At 65.9% G+C, this 16,027-nt stretch carries 16 protein-coding genes; 7 read left to right on the forward strand and 9 right to left on the reverse strand.

All coding sequences use genetic code 11. From position 1 onward, the window contains the following. Positions 1-50 precede the first annotated feature (50 nt). Complete coding sequence (locus tag ACOYW5_RS08150; RefSeq protein WP_423068748.1) at positions 51-2,303, reverse strand: putative PEP-binding protein; 2,253 nt, start codon at positions 2,301-2,303, stop codon at positions 51-53. Positions 2,304-2,450: 147 nt separating this feature from the next. On the opposite strand from ACOYW5_RS08150, the gene ispH reads away from it, so the two are divergent. The 5 genes from ispH (at position 2,451) to ACOYW5_RS08175 (ending at position 5,687) form a co-directional block, all read left to right on the forward strand. Then, positions 2,451-3,425 carry a 4-hydroxy-3-methylbut-2-enyl diphosphate reductase gene (gene ispH / locus ACOYW5_RS08155; RefSeq protein ID WP_423068749.1) on the forward strand — a complete coding sequence of 325 codons (975 nt, stop codon included), beginning with the start codon at positions 2,451-2,453 and terminating at the stop codon, positions 3,423-3,425. Then, complete coding sequence (locus ACOYW5_RS08160) at positions 3,422-3,949, forward strand: GNAT family N-acetyltransferase (protein WP_423068750.1); 528 nt, start codon at positions 3,422-3,424, stop codon at positions 3,947-3,949. Before ispH ends, ACOYW5_RS08160 begins: the two co-directional genes overlap by 4 nt. Continuing rightward, complete coding sequence (gene rnhA, locus ACOYW5_RS08165) at positions 3,916-4,416, forward strand: ribonuclease HI (RefSeq protein WP_423068751.1); 501 nt, start codon at positions 3,916-3,918, stop codon at positions 4,414-4,416. The genes ACOYW5_RS08160 and rnhA overlap by 34 nt, the downstream gene beginning before the upstream one ends. A gap of 50 nt (positions 4,417-4,466) precedes the next feature. Continuing rightward, entirely contained in the window at positions 4,467-4,793 is a 327-nt protein-coding gene (locus ACOYW5_RS08170; RefSeq protein WP_423068752.1) for a hypothetical protein, read from the forward strand. A 117-nt stretch (positions 4,794-4,910) separates the two neighbouring features. Beyond that, complete coding sequence (locus tag ACOYW5_RS08175; RefSeq protein WP_423068753.1) at positions 4,911-5,687, forward strand: hypothetical protein; 777 nt, start codon at positions 4,911-4,913, stop codon at positions 5,685-5,687. Between the two features lie 40 nt (positions 5,688-5,727). Here the strand turns inward: ACOYW5_RS08175 and ACOYW5_RS08180 are convergent, their stop codons facing one another. The 5 genes from ACOYW5_RS08180 to ACOYW5_RS08200 form a co-directional block, all read right to left on the reverse strand. After that, positions 5,728-6,651 (reverse strand): glycine--tRNA ligase subunit alpha, encoded by a 924-nt coding sequence (locus tag ACOYW5_RS08180; RefSeq protein ID WP_423068754.1) that lies wholly within the window; start codon positions 6,649-6,651, stop codon positions 5,728-5,730. 69 nt (positions 6,652-6,720) lie between these two features. Continuing rightward, positions 6,721-7,911, reverse strand: a complete 1,191-nt coding sequence (locus ACOYW5_RS08185) for a low temperature requirement protein A (RefSeq protein ID WP_423068755.1) — start codon at positions 7,909-7,911, stop codon at positions 6,721-6,723. Between the two features lie 61 nt (positions 7,912-7,972). Beyond that, positions 7,973-8,188 (reverse strand): hypothetical protein, encoded by a 216-nt coding sequence (locus tag ACOYW5_RS08190; protein WP_423068756.1) that lies wholly within the window; start codon positions 8,186-8,188, stop codon positions 7,973-7,975. A gap of 3 nt (positions 8,189-8,191) precedes the next feature. Beyond that, positions 8,192-9,016, reverse strand: a complete 825-nt coding sequence (locus ACOYW5_RS08195; RefSeq protein WP_423068757.1) for a S49 family peptidase — start codon at positions 9,014-9,016, stop codon at positions 8,192-8,194. A 55-nt stretch (positions 9,017-9,071) separates the two neighbouring features. Further along, positions 9,072-9,854, reverse strand: a complete 783-nt coding sequence (locus ACOYW5_RS08200; protein ID WP_423068758.1) for a tRNA1(Val) (adenine(37)-N6)-methyltransferase — start codon at positions 9,852-9,854, stop codon at positions 9,072-9,074. Positions 9,855-9,924: 70 nt separating this feature from the next. Here ACOYW5_RS08200 and ACOYW5_RS08205 point away from each other — a divergent pair, with 70 nt between their 5' ends. Together ACOYW5_RS08205 and ACOYW5_RS08210 are read left to right on the forward strand one after the other, a co-directional pair. Further along, on the forward strand, positions 9,925-10,944 hold the full coding sequence (locus ACOYW5_RS08205) for a polyprenyl synthetase family protein (protein WP_423068759.1): 1,020 nt from the start codon (positions 9,925-9,927) through the stop codon (positions 10,942-10,944). Positions 10,945-11,023: 79 nt separating this feature from the next. Then, positions 11,024-11,599 (forward strand): hypothetical protein, encoded by a 576-nt coding sequence (locus tag ACOYW5_RS08210; protein WP_423068760.1) that lies wholly within the window; start codon positions 11,024-11,026, stop codon positions 11,597-11,599. A 12-nt stretch (positions 11,600-11,611) separates the two neighbouring features. On the opposite strand, the gene ACOYW5_RS08215 is transcribed toward ACOYW5_RS08210, so the two are convergent. From ACOYW5_RS08215 to ACOYW5_RS08225, 3 genes are all read right to left on the reverse strand, one after another. Continuing rightward, the gene (locus tag ACOYW5_RS08215; protein WP_423068761.1) at positions 11,612-12,496 is read right to left on the reverse strand and encodes a 4-(cytidine 5'-diphospho)-2-C-methyl-D-erythritol kinase; all 885 of its coding nucleotides are present in this window, start codon (positions 12,494-12,496) and stop codon (positions 11,612-11,614) included. Beyond that, positions 12,496-14,241 carry a tetratricopeptide repeat protein gene (locus ACOYW5_RS08220; RefSeq protein ID WP_423068762.1) on the reverse strand — a complete coding sequence of 582 codons (1,746 nt, stop codon included), beginning with the start codon at positions 14,239-14,241 and terminating at the stop codon, positions 12,496-12,498. The genes ACOYW5_RS08215 and ACOYW5_RS08220 overlap by 1 nt, the downstream gene beginning before the upstream one ends. A 107-nt stretch (positions 14,242-14,348) precedes the next feature. Then, the gene (locus ACOYW5_RS08225; protein WP_423068763.1) at positions 14,349-16,001 is read right to left on the reverse strand and encodes a 4Fe-4S dicluster domain-containing protein; all 1,653 of its coding nucleotides are present in this window, start codon (positions 15,999-16,001) and stop codon (positions 14,349-14,351) included. Positions 16,002-16,027: the final 26 nt, after the last annotated feature.

The raw sequence follows: 16,027 nt of genomic DNA on the forward strand, positions 1-16,027 counted from the left end.
GGGCCATGTTCGGGCGAAATGGGGCAGCTAAGTTGACTTAGTTTGCGGCGCTATTGCGCAAGGGTCAGCCTGGCCACCGGCACCCGATACGGGCTGCAGCTCACATAGTCGACGTCGAGCCGGGCGAAGAAGGACAGCGACTCCGGATCACCCGCGTGCTCGCCGCAGATGCCGATCTTGAGGCTCGGGTTGGCGCGCCGGCCGCGCTCGATGGCGATGGTGATCATCTCGCCGACGCCCTTCTGGTCGAGCGTCACGAACGGATCGAAGTCGTAGAGCCCCTTGCGCTGATAGGCCGAGAGGAACGCCGGAGCATCGTCGCGCGAGATGCCGTAGGTGGTCTGGGTCAGGTCGTTCGTGCCGAACGAGAAGAAGTCGACATGCTCGGCGATCTCCCCTGCCCTCAGGCAGGCGCGCGGCAGCTCGATCATCGTGCCGAAGCTGAAGCGTTCGCGCGCCGCCGCCGGCAACTGCGCCTGCTCGACAATGGCGTAGGTCTGGCGCTTGATCTCCACCACCTCTGAAACGGTCGATACGAAGGGCACCATAACCTCGAGCGTCACCGGCTCCGATTGCCGCAGCGAGGCCGCGCGTACGCCGGCGCACAACGCTTCGATCTGCATCTTGAGGATTTCGGGATAGGTAATGGCAAGCCGCACGCCGCGATGCCCGAGCATCGGGTTGGTCTCGGCGATGCGGTCGAGCCGCAGCTTTAGGGCGCGGACCTCGAGCCCGAGCGACTGCGCCGTCTCCTCGATATCCTCGTCGGTGCGCGGCAGGAATTCGTGCAGCGGCGGATCGAAAAGCCGCACCGTCACCGGCTTGCCGTTCATCGCCGTGAAGATCTCGGAATAATCGACGGTCTGATATTCGACGAGACCGGTCAGTGCCGCCGCCCGGTCGTCGGCATCCTCCGAGAGGATCAGCCGCCGCAGCGCGACGAGGCGCTCGCGCGAGAAGAACATGTGCTCGGAACGCGCCAGCCCGATGCCCTCGGCGCCGAAGCTCTTGGCCGTGTTCACCGCCTCGACCGTCTCGGCATTGGCGCGCACCTGCACGCGGCGCGAGGCGTCCGACCAGCCCAGCAGCTTGCCCATGGCGCCGCCGATATGCGGCTGGGCAAGCGGGAGGGCGCCGAGATAGACCGAGCCGTCCGAGCCATCGATGGTGATGCGATCGCCCTGCCGAAACTCGCGCTTGCCGATCTTGCAGGTCAGTTCGGCCTGGTTGACGCTGAGCGTCCGCACACCCGCGACGCAGGGCTTGCCGGTGATGCGGGCCACCACGCCCGCATGTGAAGTCATACCGCCGCGCGCGGTGAGGATGCCTGTCGCCGCCTTCATGCCCTCAATATCGGTAGGGCCCGTCTCGGTGACGACGAGAATGCAGTGCCGCCCCCGCGCCTTCATCCGCGCCGCGTCCTCTGCGTTGAAAACGATCACGCCGCTTGCCGCGCCGGGCGAGACGCCGAGGCCGGTTGCGAGGATGGTCGCAGCATCGGGCGAGCGCAGCCGCGGATGCAGCATCTGCTGCAGACGCGCCGGCTCGATATGCGCCACCGCCTCACGCTGCGACCAGGTCTTCCGCTGCACGCGATCGACGGCGGCCTCAAGTTCGGCACCGGCCGAGGCGGGCGACACCCGGGCGGACAACAGCCGGATGACCTCCCCCTCGACCGACACGGTGCACGCCAGGTGCTGGCCGGCTGCCGCATCGAGCGTCTCGACGAAACGGCTGGCCGAGGCGGGCAACGGCCCAAACGGCGCGCCATTCACCGGTGCGGGCCCAAGGGCTCCGGTCTGGGCGTCGCGCGTCATCAGCTGGCGGATGTCACCATCGGCCATGGCCTGCACGATCACGATCTGCCGTTCGGGACGCGGATCGAACGCGGCATAGGACGCGAACGCATCGGCGATGGCGCCCGCCAGCGGACGAGTTGGGTCAACCGACTCGGTCTCGCTCGAGGGCGGGCTGAGGCCCGGTCTGGCCGGCATCAAACCGGCGCTATGTGATCCGGCCGAGGTTCGCACCACCAGCGGCGGTGGGCGCCCATCGCGGCCGACGAGGCGGAACAACGTCGCCACCCAGTGGATGAGCAGCCGATCGTCATCGGCCTTCCGCTCTTCCTGCAATGCGTTCCATGCGGCGCGGCTGATGACGATGGTTGGCGCGACGGCGAGCCCTGCCGCGGCGGCCCGGCTCAGCCAAAGTGCCTTGCCTACCAGCAACCCATCCTGGGCAGCGGAAAGGTTCGCCTTACCCGTCGCGGGCGCGATTGCGAACATTTCCAGAGCGAGGGTCACCGGGACACCTTCCCACCAACATTGCGAATCATATTGCCGCTCAGTGCGTTGCACCGCAACGGGTGCCTTGCGGCACGTTTGGCCGCAGCCCGGGGCGGCCGGCTGCCGCACTTGACTTGCACCATCGTTGAAAGCATCTGCTCTGGTATGGAAACAAGGCCGCACTTGGACATAACGCTGTGTGCGCCGCGCGGATTCTGCGCCGGCGTCGATCGCGCCATCCAGATCGTCGAACTGGCGCTCGAGCGCTATGGCGCGCCGGTCTATGTCCGGCATGCGATCGTGCACAATAAATACGTGGTGGACGGCCTGAAGCAGAAGGGGGCGGTGTTCGTCGAAGAGCTCGGCGAAATCCCCGATACCGAGGCCCCCGTGGTGTTCTCCGCACATGGCGTGCCCAAGTCGGTGCCGGCCGGCGCCAAGGCGCGCAACATGTTTTTCCTCGATGCTACGTGCCCGCTGGTGAGCAAGGTGCATATCGAAGCCAACCGGCATTTCGAGGCCGGCCGCGAGATCATCCTCATCGGCCATGCCGGCCATGTCGAAGTGATCGGCACCATGGGCCAGTTGCCCGACGAAGCGATCACGCTGATCCAGACGGTCGAGGACGCCGAGGCATTCACCCCGCGCGATCCCGAAAAGCTCGCCTATGTCACGCAGACGACCCTCAGCGTCGACGACACCTCGGCCATCGTCGAAGTGCTGCGCCGGCGCTTCCCCGGGATCAGCCTGCCGCACAAGGAAGACATCTGCTACGCGACCACCAACCGGCAGGAAGCAGTCAAGCGCGTCGCGCCCAATGTGGAAGCGATGATCGTCGTGGGCGCGCCGGAATCGTCCAACTCAGTTCGCCTCGTCGAAGTGGCCCAGCGCAACGGCTGCGCCAATGCCTCGCTGGTCGAGCGTGCCGATAAAATCGACTGGAGCCGGTTCGAGGGGATCAGGACCCTCGGCATCACGGCTGGCGCCTCGGCCCCCGAAGCGCTGGTCGATGAAGTCATCGAGGCCTTCGCCAGGCGCTTCGACATTTCCGTTTCCGCCAGCGGCGAGCAGCGCGAGCGCATCGTCTTCAACCTGCCGCGCGAGTTGCGCGTAGCGACGGGAGCCGCGCCGGCCGCATGACCGACCTGACCCTTCTCGAAACCGACCGGCTGGTGCTCTCCGGCTGGCGGCTGGACCAGATCGACGACCTCTATCGCCTGCACGGCGATCCGACCGTCGCGAAATACCTCACCGAACACGGCCGGCCGTGGACCGAAGCGGAGATGCAGGGTGCGCTCGCACACTGGATCGAACTGTTCGAACGCCAGCAGATGGGCAAGCTCCGGGTCACGCGAAAGTCCGACGGCGTGCTCGTCGGCCGCTGCGGCTTCGGCGTCTACGGGCCCGAAGAGACGCCCGAGATCGGCTATTCCCTCTATCCCGAGTTCTGGGGCAACGGCTACGTCTTCGAGGCCGCCAGCGCGCTGCGCGACTGGTACTGGCGCGCGACCGAGCGCGACCATTTCATCGGGCTCGCCGATGTACGCAACGACAATTCGCTGAAGGTGCTGCGCAAGCTCGGCGGCATCTACACCCACACGGGCAGCAACGACGACGGCCACTATTGCGAATGGTACCGCTACGATCGGCCGGTGGCGGCGTGAACTCAGTCATCATCCACACCGATGGCGCCTGTTCGGGCAATCCCGGCCCCGGCGGCTGGGGCGCGGTGCTGCAATACGGCGACACCGTCAAGGAGTTGAAGGGCGGCGCACCGCTGACCACCAACAACCAGATGGAACTGACTGCCGCCATCGAGGCACTCACGGCGCTGAAGCGCCCCTGCGAGGTCGAACTCCACACCGACAGCAACTACGTCAAGGACGGGCTGACAAAGTGGATCCACGGCTGGAAGAAGAACGGCTGGCGCACCGCCGACAAAAAGCCGGTCAAGAACGTCGAACTCTGGCAGGCTCTCGACGCCGCCACCCAGCGCCACAAGATCAACTGGCACTGGGTCAAAGGCCATAACGGCGACGAGATGAACGAACGCGCCGACCAGCTCGCCAACGAAGGCATGACCCCGTTCAAGCGCAAAGGCCGCAAGGACGAGTTGCTGCCGCCGGTTTAGGTCGGCAAGAACTCGGTGCAGCGGCGGCCTGGCAAGGGTAAGATCGCCCTATGCGCCCCTACGCCCTGGCCACCGCCTTGATCCTCCTCGCCACCTCTGCGCTGGCGCAGTTTCCGCCGCCGGGGGTTTATGCCTGCGTCGATGCGGGTGGCGTTTCGTTGGGTGAGCTGACGCTGTTTGTTGCCGGCGATTATTCGTTCAAGGATGCGACCGGCAACAGTGCGAGCGGGCAAGTCGCCTCGGCCGGCAGCGACATCAATCCGCTCTCCGGTCCGTTGAGAGACATGGAACTTCGCGGCGTTTTCGGCACCGACGATACCGGACGGACTGTATTCAAGCTTACCGGCCCTGCCGGGCGGGACGTTACCTGCAGCTGAGGCGGCCGGCGCCCCCTCTACATACACAGTATTTTGCCGGCCAAGCTTCCGCGACTCCCGTGCCTGGGCTAGCCTCGGGCCCACCTTGGGTCGTCACGAACACTTTGGGAGCTTTTCGTGGGCGTCGATATTTTTCTGCACTCCGTGCGGCTTGTGCTCAACGACTGGCGCACGGCGCTGAAGATCACGGGCCTGCTCTACCTCATCTACGCCATCCCTAGCCTTCTGCTGGGCCTGCTGTTCCCGCCGCCGACCACCGTGGACGGCGCGTCGGCGGCGGCGGCGCTCTCGGCGGCTCCCGCCGGCCTCCTCACGCTCGTTCTCGCGATCGTCGCCTTCGTCTGGATAGCGGTTGCCTGGCATCGCTACGTGCTGCTCGATGAAGTGCCGGCAGGCCAGTTCCCCGAATTCAACAGCTCGCGCCTGCTCTCTTATGCAGGCTATTCGCTACTCGTGGGCGTCATCGCCTTCGTGATCATGTTCCTCGTCACCGCCATCGTCGGCATCATCACGGTGCCGCTTCTGGGCATCGTGGGCGGCATCATCACCGGTGTCGTCGGCGTCGCTCTGGCGCTGATCATCGGCTACCGGCTCGGCCCAATCCTGCCGGCATCCGCTGTCGGCAAGCCGCTAACGCTTGGTCAAGCCTGGGCCGCGACGAACGGCGCAAATACAGCAATCATCATCCTCGGCATCATCTCGGCCGTTGCGGCCTTCGTCATCGACATCCCGGCGATGATACTGATGCTGGCCGGCCCGATCGGCGGCTTCCTGGCCCTGCTTTGGACGCTCGCGACCGGCTGGATCAAGATGCTGGTGGGCGTCAGCATTTTGACGACGCTCTACGGGCATTACGTCGAGCAGCGCGCCATTCCCGCTGCTTCCGGGGCCTGACGAACGGTTCCTAAGGCCCGCCGCCTGAGGCGGGCCGGCCTTACTCGGCCCCGCCGCCTGCCGTCTGCAACCAGGCGGCGCCGCATTCCTTCGCCAGTTCGCGGATGCGCAGGATGTAGCTCTGGCGCTCCTGCACGGAGATCACGCCGCGCGCGTCGAGCAGGTTGAAGTTGTGCGAGGCCTTTACGACCTGCTCGTAGGCCGGGACCGCCATGGTCTGGCGGTTGCCGACTGCGCCCTTCTGCAGGATTGCGCGGCATTCCTTCTCGGCATCCTCGAAATGCCGGAACAGCATCTCGGTATCGGCGGCTTCGAAGTTGTACTTCGAGAATTCCTGCTCGTTCTGCAGAAACACGTCGCCATAGGTGACCTTGTCCTCGCCGGTGCCACCGTTGAAATTCAGGTCGTAGACATTCTCGACGCCCTGCACATACATGGCGAGGCGCTCGAGACCATAGGTGATCTCGCCCGGCACCGGCATGGTCTCGAAGCCGGCGACCTGCTGGAAATAGGTGAACTGGCTGACTTCCATGCCGTCGCACCAGCACTCCCAGCCGAGGCCCCAGGCGCCCAGCGTCGGGCTCTCCCAGTCGTCCTCGACGAAGCGGATGTCATGCAGCTTGCGATCGAGCCCGATTTCGTCGAGCGAGCGCAGGTAGAGGTCCTGGATGTTGTCGGGCGACGGCTTCAGGATCACCTGGAACTGGTAGTAGTGCTGCAGCCGGTTCGGGTTCTCGCCATAGCGCCCATCCTTGGGCCGGCGCGAGGGCTGCACATAGGCGGCCTTCCACGGCTTCGGCCCGAGCGCGCGCAGCGTCGTCGCGGTGTGGAACGTGCCGGCACCCATCTGCATGTCGTATGGCTGCAGGATCACGCAACCCTGCTCGGCCCAATAGCGCTGCAGCGTCAGGATAAGCCCCTGGAACGAGTTCCGGGGGTCCATATGGGCAGGCAGAGAGGTCATCGACAAATGTCCGGCTTGGAATTTGCGCGGAACCTAGTGGGGCGTGCGCATCGGGTCAATCGTGGCCATTCACTCGGCCTGCTCGTGCATGGCGGGGAAGCGCTCGGGGTGGCGTGCAATGTCGACAACCTCCCAGGTGGCCAAGGCGACCATGATGGCAGTCGTGGCAGCCGATAGCAGCAGCGGTGTCATGCCGGATGCGAACGGATAGAGCGCGAGGGTCGCGACAAGCCCGCAGAGACGCGGTATCGACCAGTAGTGGAACACCGCACGCTTGAATAACACCGCACCGACCAGAAACAGCGCCGGGCCGCCAATCAGCACTAACTGCACCGCCGTCTCGATATGTCCCTCGGGGTGAGACAGCACGATCTCATCGCCGACGGCCGAGACGACGATGCCGGCGACCAGGAGGATGGGCACGTAGGTATAGGCGAAGCGAGCGAGGCCACCAGGGTCGTCGTGGCGGGCGATGGCCGCCTCCGCAGCACGGGCGTGCTGGCCGAAATAGATCCACCACATGGCGATCGACTGGAGCAACGACACCGTCATGGCGATGATCAACGGCCAGTTCCACTCGAGCTGCGTGAAGGCGGTACCGGTGACGAGGATGGACTCGCCGAGCGCGATCAGGATGAAGAGGCCGTTGCGGTCGGCCATCAGTCCGCCGTCGATGGTCCACTCGTGTGTGTCGGAGCGGCCAAGGCCCGGCACCCAGAAGTTGGCAATCGCCGAGCTCGCGTCGAGGACGACGGCAACCAGCCACAGGTAAAGGCGCAACTCGCCCTCGGCGAAGCCGCCGGCGAGCCAGAACACAGCCGAAGCGCCGTACCAGATGGCGATGCGGACGAAGTTGCGGGTCAGCGATTCGTCGTCTCGCACCGCCCACAACATGAAGGCGGTACGGCCGAGCTGGAACACGACGAAGGCCATGGCAAACGCGAGGCCACGCTCACCGAACGCCTCGGGTAGCGAACTCGAGATAACGAGCCCGATGCCCATCAGGGTGAAGAGGAGCAGGCGCACCAGCGGCTTTTGCGGATCGAGCCAGTTGGTGATCCAGGCCGTATCGATCCAGGCCCACCAGATGGTGAGCAGCAGCATCGCCGACTGCAGGGCACCCACCCAGGTGAGATGCTCGAGCAGGCTGTGCGATACCTGCGTGACGGCGATGACGAAGACAAGGTCGAAGAACAGTTCGACCGAGGTAACCTCGGCGTGCCGACCGGCCCGCCGTTCGCGCAAGAGGCCATTGCTCATGATACCGCTCCCGGTTCGCACCTGACGCTAGCGCGGCGGGCGAGCGGCTGTCGTGGGGAAATTAAGCCTGGTCCTCAGGCGGCCTGAACTTACCGTCCTTGTCGCGCTTGAGCGTCACCACCCCAGGCTGCGCCCGCTCGCGCAGGTCGCGTTCGTGGCGGGCTTTGTCCACCGCCTTGAACTCGCCCTTCCAGTCGCGCCAGATCTTGCGCACGCCCCAGGCGATGGCGAGGAAGACCGCAACGAAGATCAGAATGCGGATGATTACGGCAGTCATCGGCTATAGCCCCAGTCGTGACCAGGCGATGCGGTCTTCCATCTGCGCCGCCACATCGCCTGCGAATGCCGTAATGCCGAGACGCGGCAAGCTGAACAATCCGCGCCTGGGCGCGATCGCGAGGAGGTCGAGCTTGTCGCCATAGCGGGTGCGCAGCACTTCGTGGATGTCGCCCAGCCCATCGATAAGCCCGAGGTCGAGCCCACGAAGGCCGCTCCAGAACTCGCCGGTGAACAGCGTATCGTCCGGAGCCTTCAGCCGGTCGCCGCGCCGCGCCTTCACCCAGTCGATGAACACCTGGTGGATGTCGGACTCCATGGCCTTGATGCGCTCCACATCCTCCGGCTTTTCGGGCAGGAACGGATCGAGCGTCGACTTGTTACGCCCGGACGTGTGCACCCGACGATCGACGCCGAGCTTGTTCAGCGTCTCGACGAAACCGAACCCGGCAAAGATTACACCGATCGAGCCCACGATGGAGGATGGATCGGCGATGATTTCGTCACCGGCCGTCGCGATGAAATAGCCGCCCGAAGCGGCCGCATCCTCGACGAAGACCAGCACCTTCTTGCCGTGCTCGTCGGCAAGATCGCGGATGCGCTTGGAGATGAGGCGGGATTGTACCGCCGAGCCGCCGGGCGAATTGATGATGATGGCGACCACCGGGGCAGTCTTGATGGCAAAGGCCCGTTTCAGCAGCGGGGCCGCCATTTCGATGTTCAGCCGGCCCGGACGCTGGTCCGCCGCGATGACGCCGTGCAGGCGTACCACCGGGATGGTGGGCCCGCTCTGCCCCATCTTGCGCTTCAGCCAGGAACGCAGGCCCATCGCTTGCCTCGTACTTCAGAAATGGTCGGGCACATGTATGTGACGAGGCGGATATTTACCAGATGAGGCGGGCCGTCCCACGGAAGATCGCATCGAACTCGGGCCGGAATGCCCGGCCATCGGCTTCGTGCAAGGGCCGCGACGCCAGCAGCCGGAACGGGGCGCGCGAGCCCTTGATGCCGCGCACCAATATGCGACTGGCCGGCTGTCCCTCTCGCGGCAGCAACGGCAGCGCGGTCACGGCGCCGAAGCGCTGCGTGAAGGCGACGAGCAGCGGCGGCAGCGCCTCGGCGGTGTGAACGAAGATCACCTCGCCATCCGGTGCTGCATGAGTCGCGGCGGTCTTCACCCAGGTGTCGAGCGTCGTCTCGTCCATATGCCGTGCGTCGGCGCGAGCCGGCGATGGCGCCGAACCGCGCGCGGGATCGAAAAAGGGCGGGTTGGCGATGATCGACGTAAAGTGATCCGAGGGCAGTCCCGCGGCGGCGCGCACCCGTCCCGACGCCGTGAGGTCGAGGCCGATCAGCTTGGCGCGATCGCCCATTCCGTTTGCCCGGGCGTTTAGGCCAGCGAGGGCCAGCATGGCCGGATCAGCCTCGACCAAAGTGGCGGTGAGCGCCGGAATATCGGCCAGCGCCACCAGCGCCGCCGTGCCCACGCCAGCGCCGAGATCGAGCAGCGTCCGCGCGCCTTCCGCCACCGCGCTACCGAGCAGCACGGAGTCGAGCCCGGCGCGAAAGCCGCGTTCGGGCTGCGTCACGGTGAGGCGGCCGCCCAAAAAGGCGTCGCGCGTCAGCGTTTGTTGTTTTACAAGATCGGTTGGTTCGTCTAGGGACATCGCACCATCGCGACCGTTCGCTTGCGTCCGACTATAAGGCCGCGCAGACGGACCGCAAACCGAGGATTTTATGGCTCTTTCGGCGGCAGCGGCAAACGAGGCGATCAGCACCGCCGGCGCACTCGACCGACTAGTCGAAGCGACGCGCCCGGGCATGGACCTCGTCAATGCCATGATCCTCGCCAAGGCCGACTCGCATGTCGAGCTCGTGCCGGAAGTAGCGCGCTACCTGATCGATTCCGGCGGCAAGCGGCTGCGGCCCATGCTGACGATCGCCGCATCGCGACTGTTCGGCCGGGCCAATGGCAGCGAGGTCAACTTCGCCGCCGCAGTCGAGTTCATGCACAATGCTACCCTGCTCCACGACGATGTCGTCGACGAGAGCAATATGCGCCGCGGGCGCGCCGCAGCGCGGATGAAATGGGGCAACCAGGCGAGCGTCCTGGTCGGCGATTTCCTGCTCGGCCAGGCATTCATGATGATGGTCGACACCGGCAACATCGATGCGCTCAAGGTCATCTCCAAGGCCGCGACGATCATCGCCGAAGGCGAAGTGCTGCAGCTCGCCAAGGCGCGCGACCTCTCGGCGACCGCCAACGACTATGACGAAGTGATCGGCGCCAAGACCGCGACGCTGTTCGAAGCGGCGACCGAGGTCGGCGCCATGGCCGGCGGTGCAAACGAGGCTGGCCGCCGCGCGCTCAGGGACTATGGGCGCGAACTCGGCTTCGCCTTCCAGCTGGTCGACGATGTGCTCGACTATCGCGGCGAGACCGGAACGCTGGGCAAGAATACCGGCGACGACCTACGCGAAGGAAAGATGACCCTGCCTGTGATCCTCGCCCTCAAGCAGGCAACCGCCGCCGAGCGCGAGATCATCGTCAGCGTGCTGGGCAAGGCCGATACCGGCGCCGAGCAGGTTCGCCAGGTGCGCACGATCTTTGATCGCTACGACACGCTGAACCGCACTATCGCCCGCGCCGACGCCCATGTCGGCCGCGCCATCGACGCGCTGAAGCCGCTCCCCGCCAGCGAGATGAAGACCATCCTCGCCGGCGTCGCCGAGTTCACGGCCAGCCGGGCCTACTGAGCCGGCGTTCGCCGATTGCCTTCGTGACTATTTTGCGGCAAAGTTGACTCATTGGGTCGTCTTTGCTGCAGGGAATGGATTGCCGCTCGTTCCGGGTCGTATCGCGTCGAACCTAGAGGTCAAGGCGCGCTGGGCTTATTCAGAGATCGTCTCGTCCCGGATCGGGAAGATGTATGAGGATCATGCTCCCCTGGCCGACGTCGTCAGACTGGCGCTCGACGAGGTGGCGTTCGAGAACCTGCCGACGCTGCACCATCAGGTTCTCGCCGATGCCGTTTCAGTGTCGCACGCCGGCTCCATGCCGCTGCTGGACCAGCATCGATCGTTCCTGCTCAGCACCTGGAGCAAGGCGCAACTCGCTGAAGCCTTCGTCGACAAGTTCTTCAACACGCCGCGCTGTGACGTGCCGCTTCGATTCCGCGACTATATGATCTGGCCGCGCAACACCGGTCCTGGGGGAACGTACAATCCCACCGACCCGCGCGTAGCGGCCGACAGGGTGCCCCGGGGAACACCGCCCACCACCGATGCCGCGCCCATCGCTGTCGGAGTGGGCGGCAACTTCATCGTCGAAGGGCACCTGCGCTGCACCCTGTTCATGCGCGATGCCCCTGCCTCGGCGTCGCTGCCGGTCTGGGTCGGGCTCGGCGGCTGACCGGCGGTTGGATCAGCCGATAGCCGGAGCCGCAGCCACCCAGTAGTCCGGATAGCGCGCCCGCATTTCGTGCGCCGCCTGGTGCGCCTGGGCGGCCGAGCCAAAGAGGCCGAATACCGTGCCGCCCGAGCCCGACATGCGGGCGAGCGCACAGCCATCCAGCACCCGCATTTCTCGCAACAGCTCCCCGATCGCCGGCACAAGCGCCACGGCGGCCGGCTCCAGGTCGTTGCGCGTCTCGGCCAGCCACAGGCCAAGCTGAGCGGGCCGCGTCAGCGGCTGCGGCAGGGCCGGCATCGGCGGGTTCGTGCGACTTTCCAACCGCCGGAAGACATCCGCCGTCGCCACCGGTACGAGCGGATTGACCAGCACCAGGTGCGTCGGCGGGAAGCCGCGCAGGGTGTGAATGATCTCCCCGACCCCGCGCACCTCCGAGGGCCGCGACAACAGGCACATCGGCACGTCGGCGCCTAATGCCAGGGCGATCTTCTGCAGCTCGGCGACAGGGAAATCGCCATCGCCGGTCCGCGCCAGGAGGCGCAGCATGGCCGCCGCATCGGCCGAGCCGCCGCCAATGCCAGCGGCAACCGGCAGGTTCTTGGTCAGCCCGATATCGAGACCATCGGGCAGCCGATCCGGCCAGCGGTCTCGAAAGGCACGGACCGCGCGCATGACGAGATTGGACTCGGAGTTACCCGTCGCCGCCGCAAAAGGTCCGCCGACCTTGAGCCGGTCGACCTTGGCCGGCCGCACCGTGATCTCGTCGGCCACGTCGACGAAGACCACGAGGCTTTCGAGCTCGTGATAGCCATCGGCACGTCGTCCGGTAACGTGCAGGGCCAGGTTGACCTTGGCGGGGGCCGCCTCGGACAAGACGGCGGCGTCAGCGTCCGCCATTAGTTGGTGGCGGGAGTCGCGGCTTCGCCTTCGGCGACCGGCCCGGCGTCGGGCGCGGCTTCCACGGCATCGAGCCCTTCGGCCAGTTTCTTGGCCACCCGGGCCTTCACATTGCCTTCCTCATCCACCGACGCGGCAATGTTCCACTGGAACTTCGCCTCGAGCTGGCGGCCGGCGCGCCAATAGGCATCGCCGAGATGGTCATTGATCTCTGGATCGGTCGAGCGCAGCTGCACCGCGAGTTCGAGCTGTTGCACGGCTTCCTCGAAGCGGCCAAGGCGGTAGAAGGCCCAGCCCAGGCTGTCGATGATGTAGCCGTCGTTGGGCGAGGCGGCGACGGCCTTCTGGATCATGTCGAGGGCAGGCATCAGGTTGATGCCCTGGTCCACCCAGCTGTAGCCGAGATAGTTCAGCACCTGCGGCTGGTTCGGGTTGAGTTCGAGCGCGCGCTTGAAATCCGGCTCGGCCTTGGCCCATTCCTTGTTCCGCTCATACGAGATGCCGCGGACATAGTAGAAGCGCCAGTCGCCCGGCGCGTCGCCGCCGGCCACGGCCAGGGCCTTGGAATAGGTGTCGGCCGCCTCGGCGTATTTCTCTCCGGCACGCTGCATGTCGCCCAGCACCGAGAGCGCCTCGAGGTCCTTCGGGTTCTGCTGCACGATATTGCCGAGCCGCCGCAGCGCCTCGTCGCGATCGCCGAGGTCATCGAGATTCTCCGCGATCCGCACCACGGCCATCGGCTTCATCGGCGAGTCGGCGGAAATCTTGTCGTAGATCGCGTTGGCGGCTTCGTGCTGCTTGGCCCCATCGAGCAACTGGCCATAGACGAGGTCGATCACGTCCGCGCGCGGATCAAGATACATGCCGAGCTGCAGGAAGGCGGCGGAGATATCCGGGCTGCCCTCGCGGGCGAGCGCCACGCCGACCGAATGGAACATTTCGGCGGCGCCGGCCTGTACGTCGGCGGCGAACACGCCGGGGCGCTGCTTCAGATCGATCTTGGCCTTCACGGCATCAACCAGCGGATGGCTCAGGCCCTGCGCCTCGAAATCGGCGATCACCTTCTCGGCTTCGTCGAAGCGGCCGGCATTGCCGAGCATGCGGGCATAGGCCTCGACGATCCGCGCCACCTGCGGATCGGACTCGTAGGCCTGCTTGGCAAGGACCAGCGCATCCGCCGTGCGGCCTTCGACGTCGGCCATCACGGCACGATGGAAGACGAGAAAGTCCTCGAGCCCGCCCTGCCCCAGCTCGTCCAGCACCTTGTCGGCCTCGTCGCGCTTGCCGTCGCCGATCAGCGCCCAGGCGCGCAGAATGCCGCCGGTGATCCCGGCAAAGGTATCGCCACCAACGGATTCGAGTTCCTGGGCCGCTGCGCGGTAGCGGCGCTCCTTCACGGCTTCGGCGCCAATGACGAGGCTCGCCAGGTCGTTCGGAGCGCTTAGTTCGAGCAGGTGCTTGGCGACGCGCGCGGCATCGGGAATGTTGCCGTCAGCGGCTTCGGCGATGAAGCTGCGGTCGACGACGATCACATTGTCCCAATCGGCCAGTGCCGCGGCGCGGAAGTAGCGCGCTGCATCCGATGTCCTGAGATCGGCGAGCGCCTGGCGTCCCGCCAGGTAGCTGCCGGTGACGCTGTCGTTCATCAATGGCATCGCGCTGCCGGATTCGAGCGCCGTAACAGCGGTCGTGGCGAGCAGGACGGCAAGCAGGGCACCGGACACAAGGCGGGCTTTGTGGGTCACGAGGCTCGATAACTCCGAGAGGACAGGTCAGCAGCGACTAACCGCGGAAACATGGTCGATTTTGGGACTGCGCCGCAAGAGGCAGGCACAATGGCGTGAGTTTGCGCTCACATTCCAGAGTAGTTCGGACCCGAGCCACCCTCGGGCGGCACCCAGGTGATGTTCTGCGCCGGATCCTTGATATCACAGGTCTTGCAGTGCACGCAGTTGGCGGCGTGAATGCGGAACACCGGCTCGCCGCCCTCCTCCGCCATCTCGTAGACCCCCGCTGGGCAATAGAGCGGCGCCGGTTCGCCATAGCGCGCCAGGTTCTCGCGCACCGGCACGGCGGGGTCCGCCAGCCGCAGGTGGGTCGGCTGGTCCTCGTCGTGGCTGAGACTGGCGAGGTGAACCGATGCAGCGCGATCGAACGTCGTCTTGCCGTCCGGCCGGTCATACTGCTTCTGCTCAACCTCGGTGAGGGGGGTCAGCTTCTCGAAGTCGGCCTTGCCATGCCGCAAGGTGCCGAAGGGCGAGAACCGGAACAGCGCCTCACACCACATGTCGAAGCCGCCGAACAGCACGCCGACCAGCGTGCCGAACCGCGACCAGAACGGCTTCACGTTCCGGACCGGCTTCAGTTCGGCGCCGATGCCCGTCGTCAGCACGGCCTCGTTGAGCCCCTCGAGCCTGTCGTGCGCCCTGCCCGCGCCGATCGCGACAGCGACCTGCTCGGCCGTCGCCATGCCCGAGCGGATTGCATTGTGGATAGCCTTCAGCGCCGGCACGTTCATGAACCCGGCGGCGCAACCGATCAGCGCCCCGCCGGGGAAAGCCAGGTCGGGAATCGACTGCAGCCCGCCCGAGGTCAACGCCCGCGCCCCGTAGCTGATGCGCCGGCCACCCTCCAGCAGCTTGGCGATCGACGGATGCTGCTTGAAGCGCTGGAACTCACCGAAAGGCGAAAGTGTGGGGTTCGCATAGCCCAAGTGCACGACGAGCCCGAGATAGAGCTTGTTGCCTGCGGCGTGGTAGGCGAAGCCGCCACCCGAGGTCGCGTCGTCGAGCGGATAGCCGAGATAGTGGTCGACCCGTCCGGCCTCGTGCCGCTCCGGTTCAATCTCCCAGACTTCCTTGATACCGAGCCCATAGAGCTGCGGATCGTGCCCGTCATCGAGCCCAAACTGCTGGATCAGCGCCTTGGCCAGCGATCCGCGCGCGCCTTCGCCGATCAGGGTGTACTTGGCCTTGAGTGCGATACCCGCAGCATAGATCGACTTCGGCTGACCATCGGCGCCGACGCCAAGATCGCCGGTGATGATGCCCTCGACCCGCCCGCCTGCGCCGGTCAGCACGTCGACCGCCGCCGTCATCGGGAAGATATCGACGCCCAGCGCCTGGGCCTGCTCGCCGAGCCACTTCACCAGGTCGCCGAGGCTGACGATCACCGCACCCGGCGTCTTCATCTGCGGCGGGATCATCAGGCTGGGCAATGGAATGTCGTTGCTGCCCGTGAGGAAGTGGAAGGTATCGCGCGTCACATCCGGGCCCACCGGCGCACCCATGTCGCGCCAGCCCGGCAGCAGCGCATCGAGCCCGACCGGATTCATCACCGCGCCCGAGATGATGTGGCCGCCGAGTTCGGCCGACTTTTCCACCACTGTCACAGCGAGATCGGGCGCCACCTGCTTCAGCCGGATGGCCGCGCTCAGGCCCGCAGGACCGGCCCCGACGATCAATACGTCGGTCTCGAGAATCTCGCGGTTTCCGGCGTCGGCCAAGGTCGAAGTCCAATCGCAGTGGCGGG

The organism is Devosia sp. CN2-171 (assembly GCF_049354815.1).
Classification (GTDB): Bacteria; Pseudomonadota; Alphaproteobacteria; order Rhizobiales; family Devosiaceae; genus Devosia_A.

What these genes read in the sequence shown, in the direction of transcription:
- rnhA (WP_423068751.1), top strand. Translation starts at nt 3,916, where the DNA reads ATGGTACCGCTACGATCGGCCGGTGGCGGCGTGAACTCAGTCATCATC.
- ACOYW5_RS08195 (WP_423068757.1), bottom strand. Translation starts at nt 9,016, where the DNA reads ATGGGCCTGCGTTCCTGGCTGAAGCGCAAGATGGGGCAGAGCGGGCCC.
- ACOYW5_RS08205 (WP_423068759.1), top strand. Translation starts at nt 9,925, where the DNA reads ATGGCTCTTTCGGCGGCAGCGGCAAACGAGGCGATCAGCACCGCCGGC.
- ACOYW5_RS08200 (WP_423068758.1), bottom strand. Translation starts at nt 9,854, where the DNA reads ATGTCCCTAGACGAACCAACCGATCTTGTAAAACAACAAACGCTGACG.
- ACOYW5_RS08180 (WP_423068754.1), bottom strand. Translation starts at nt 6,651, where the DNA reads ATGACCTCTCTGCCTGCCCATATGGACCCCCGGAACTCGTTCCAGGGG.
- ACOYW5_RS08215 (WP_423068761.1), bottom strand. Translation starts at nt 12,496, where the DNA reads ATGGCGGACGCTGACGCCGCCGTCTTGTCCGAGGCGGCCCCCGCCAAG.
- ACOYW5_RS08160 (WP_423068750.1), top strand. Translation starts at nt 3,422, where the DNA reads ATGACCGACCTGACCCTTCTCGAAACCGACCGGCTGGTGCTCTCCGGC.
- ACOYW5_RS08185 (WP_423068755.1), bottom strand. Translation starts at nt 7,911, where the DNA reads ATGAGCAATGGCCTCTTGCGCGAACGGCGGGCCGGTCGGCACGCCGAG.
- ispH (WP_423068749.1), top strand. Translation starts at nt 2,451, where the DNA reads ATGGAAACAAGGCCGCACTTGGACATAACGCTGTGTGCGCCGCGCGGA.
- ACOYW5_RS08170 (WP_423068752.1), top strand. Translation starts at nt 4,467, where the DNA reads ATGCGCCCCTACGCCCTGGCCACCGCCTTGATCCTCCTCGCCACCTCT.
- ACOYW5_RS08190 (WP_423068756.1), bottom strand. Translation starts at nt 8,188, where the DNA reads ATGACTGCCGTAATCATCCGCATTCTGATCTTCGTTGCGGTCTTCCTC.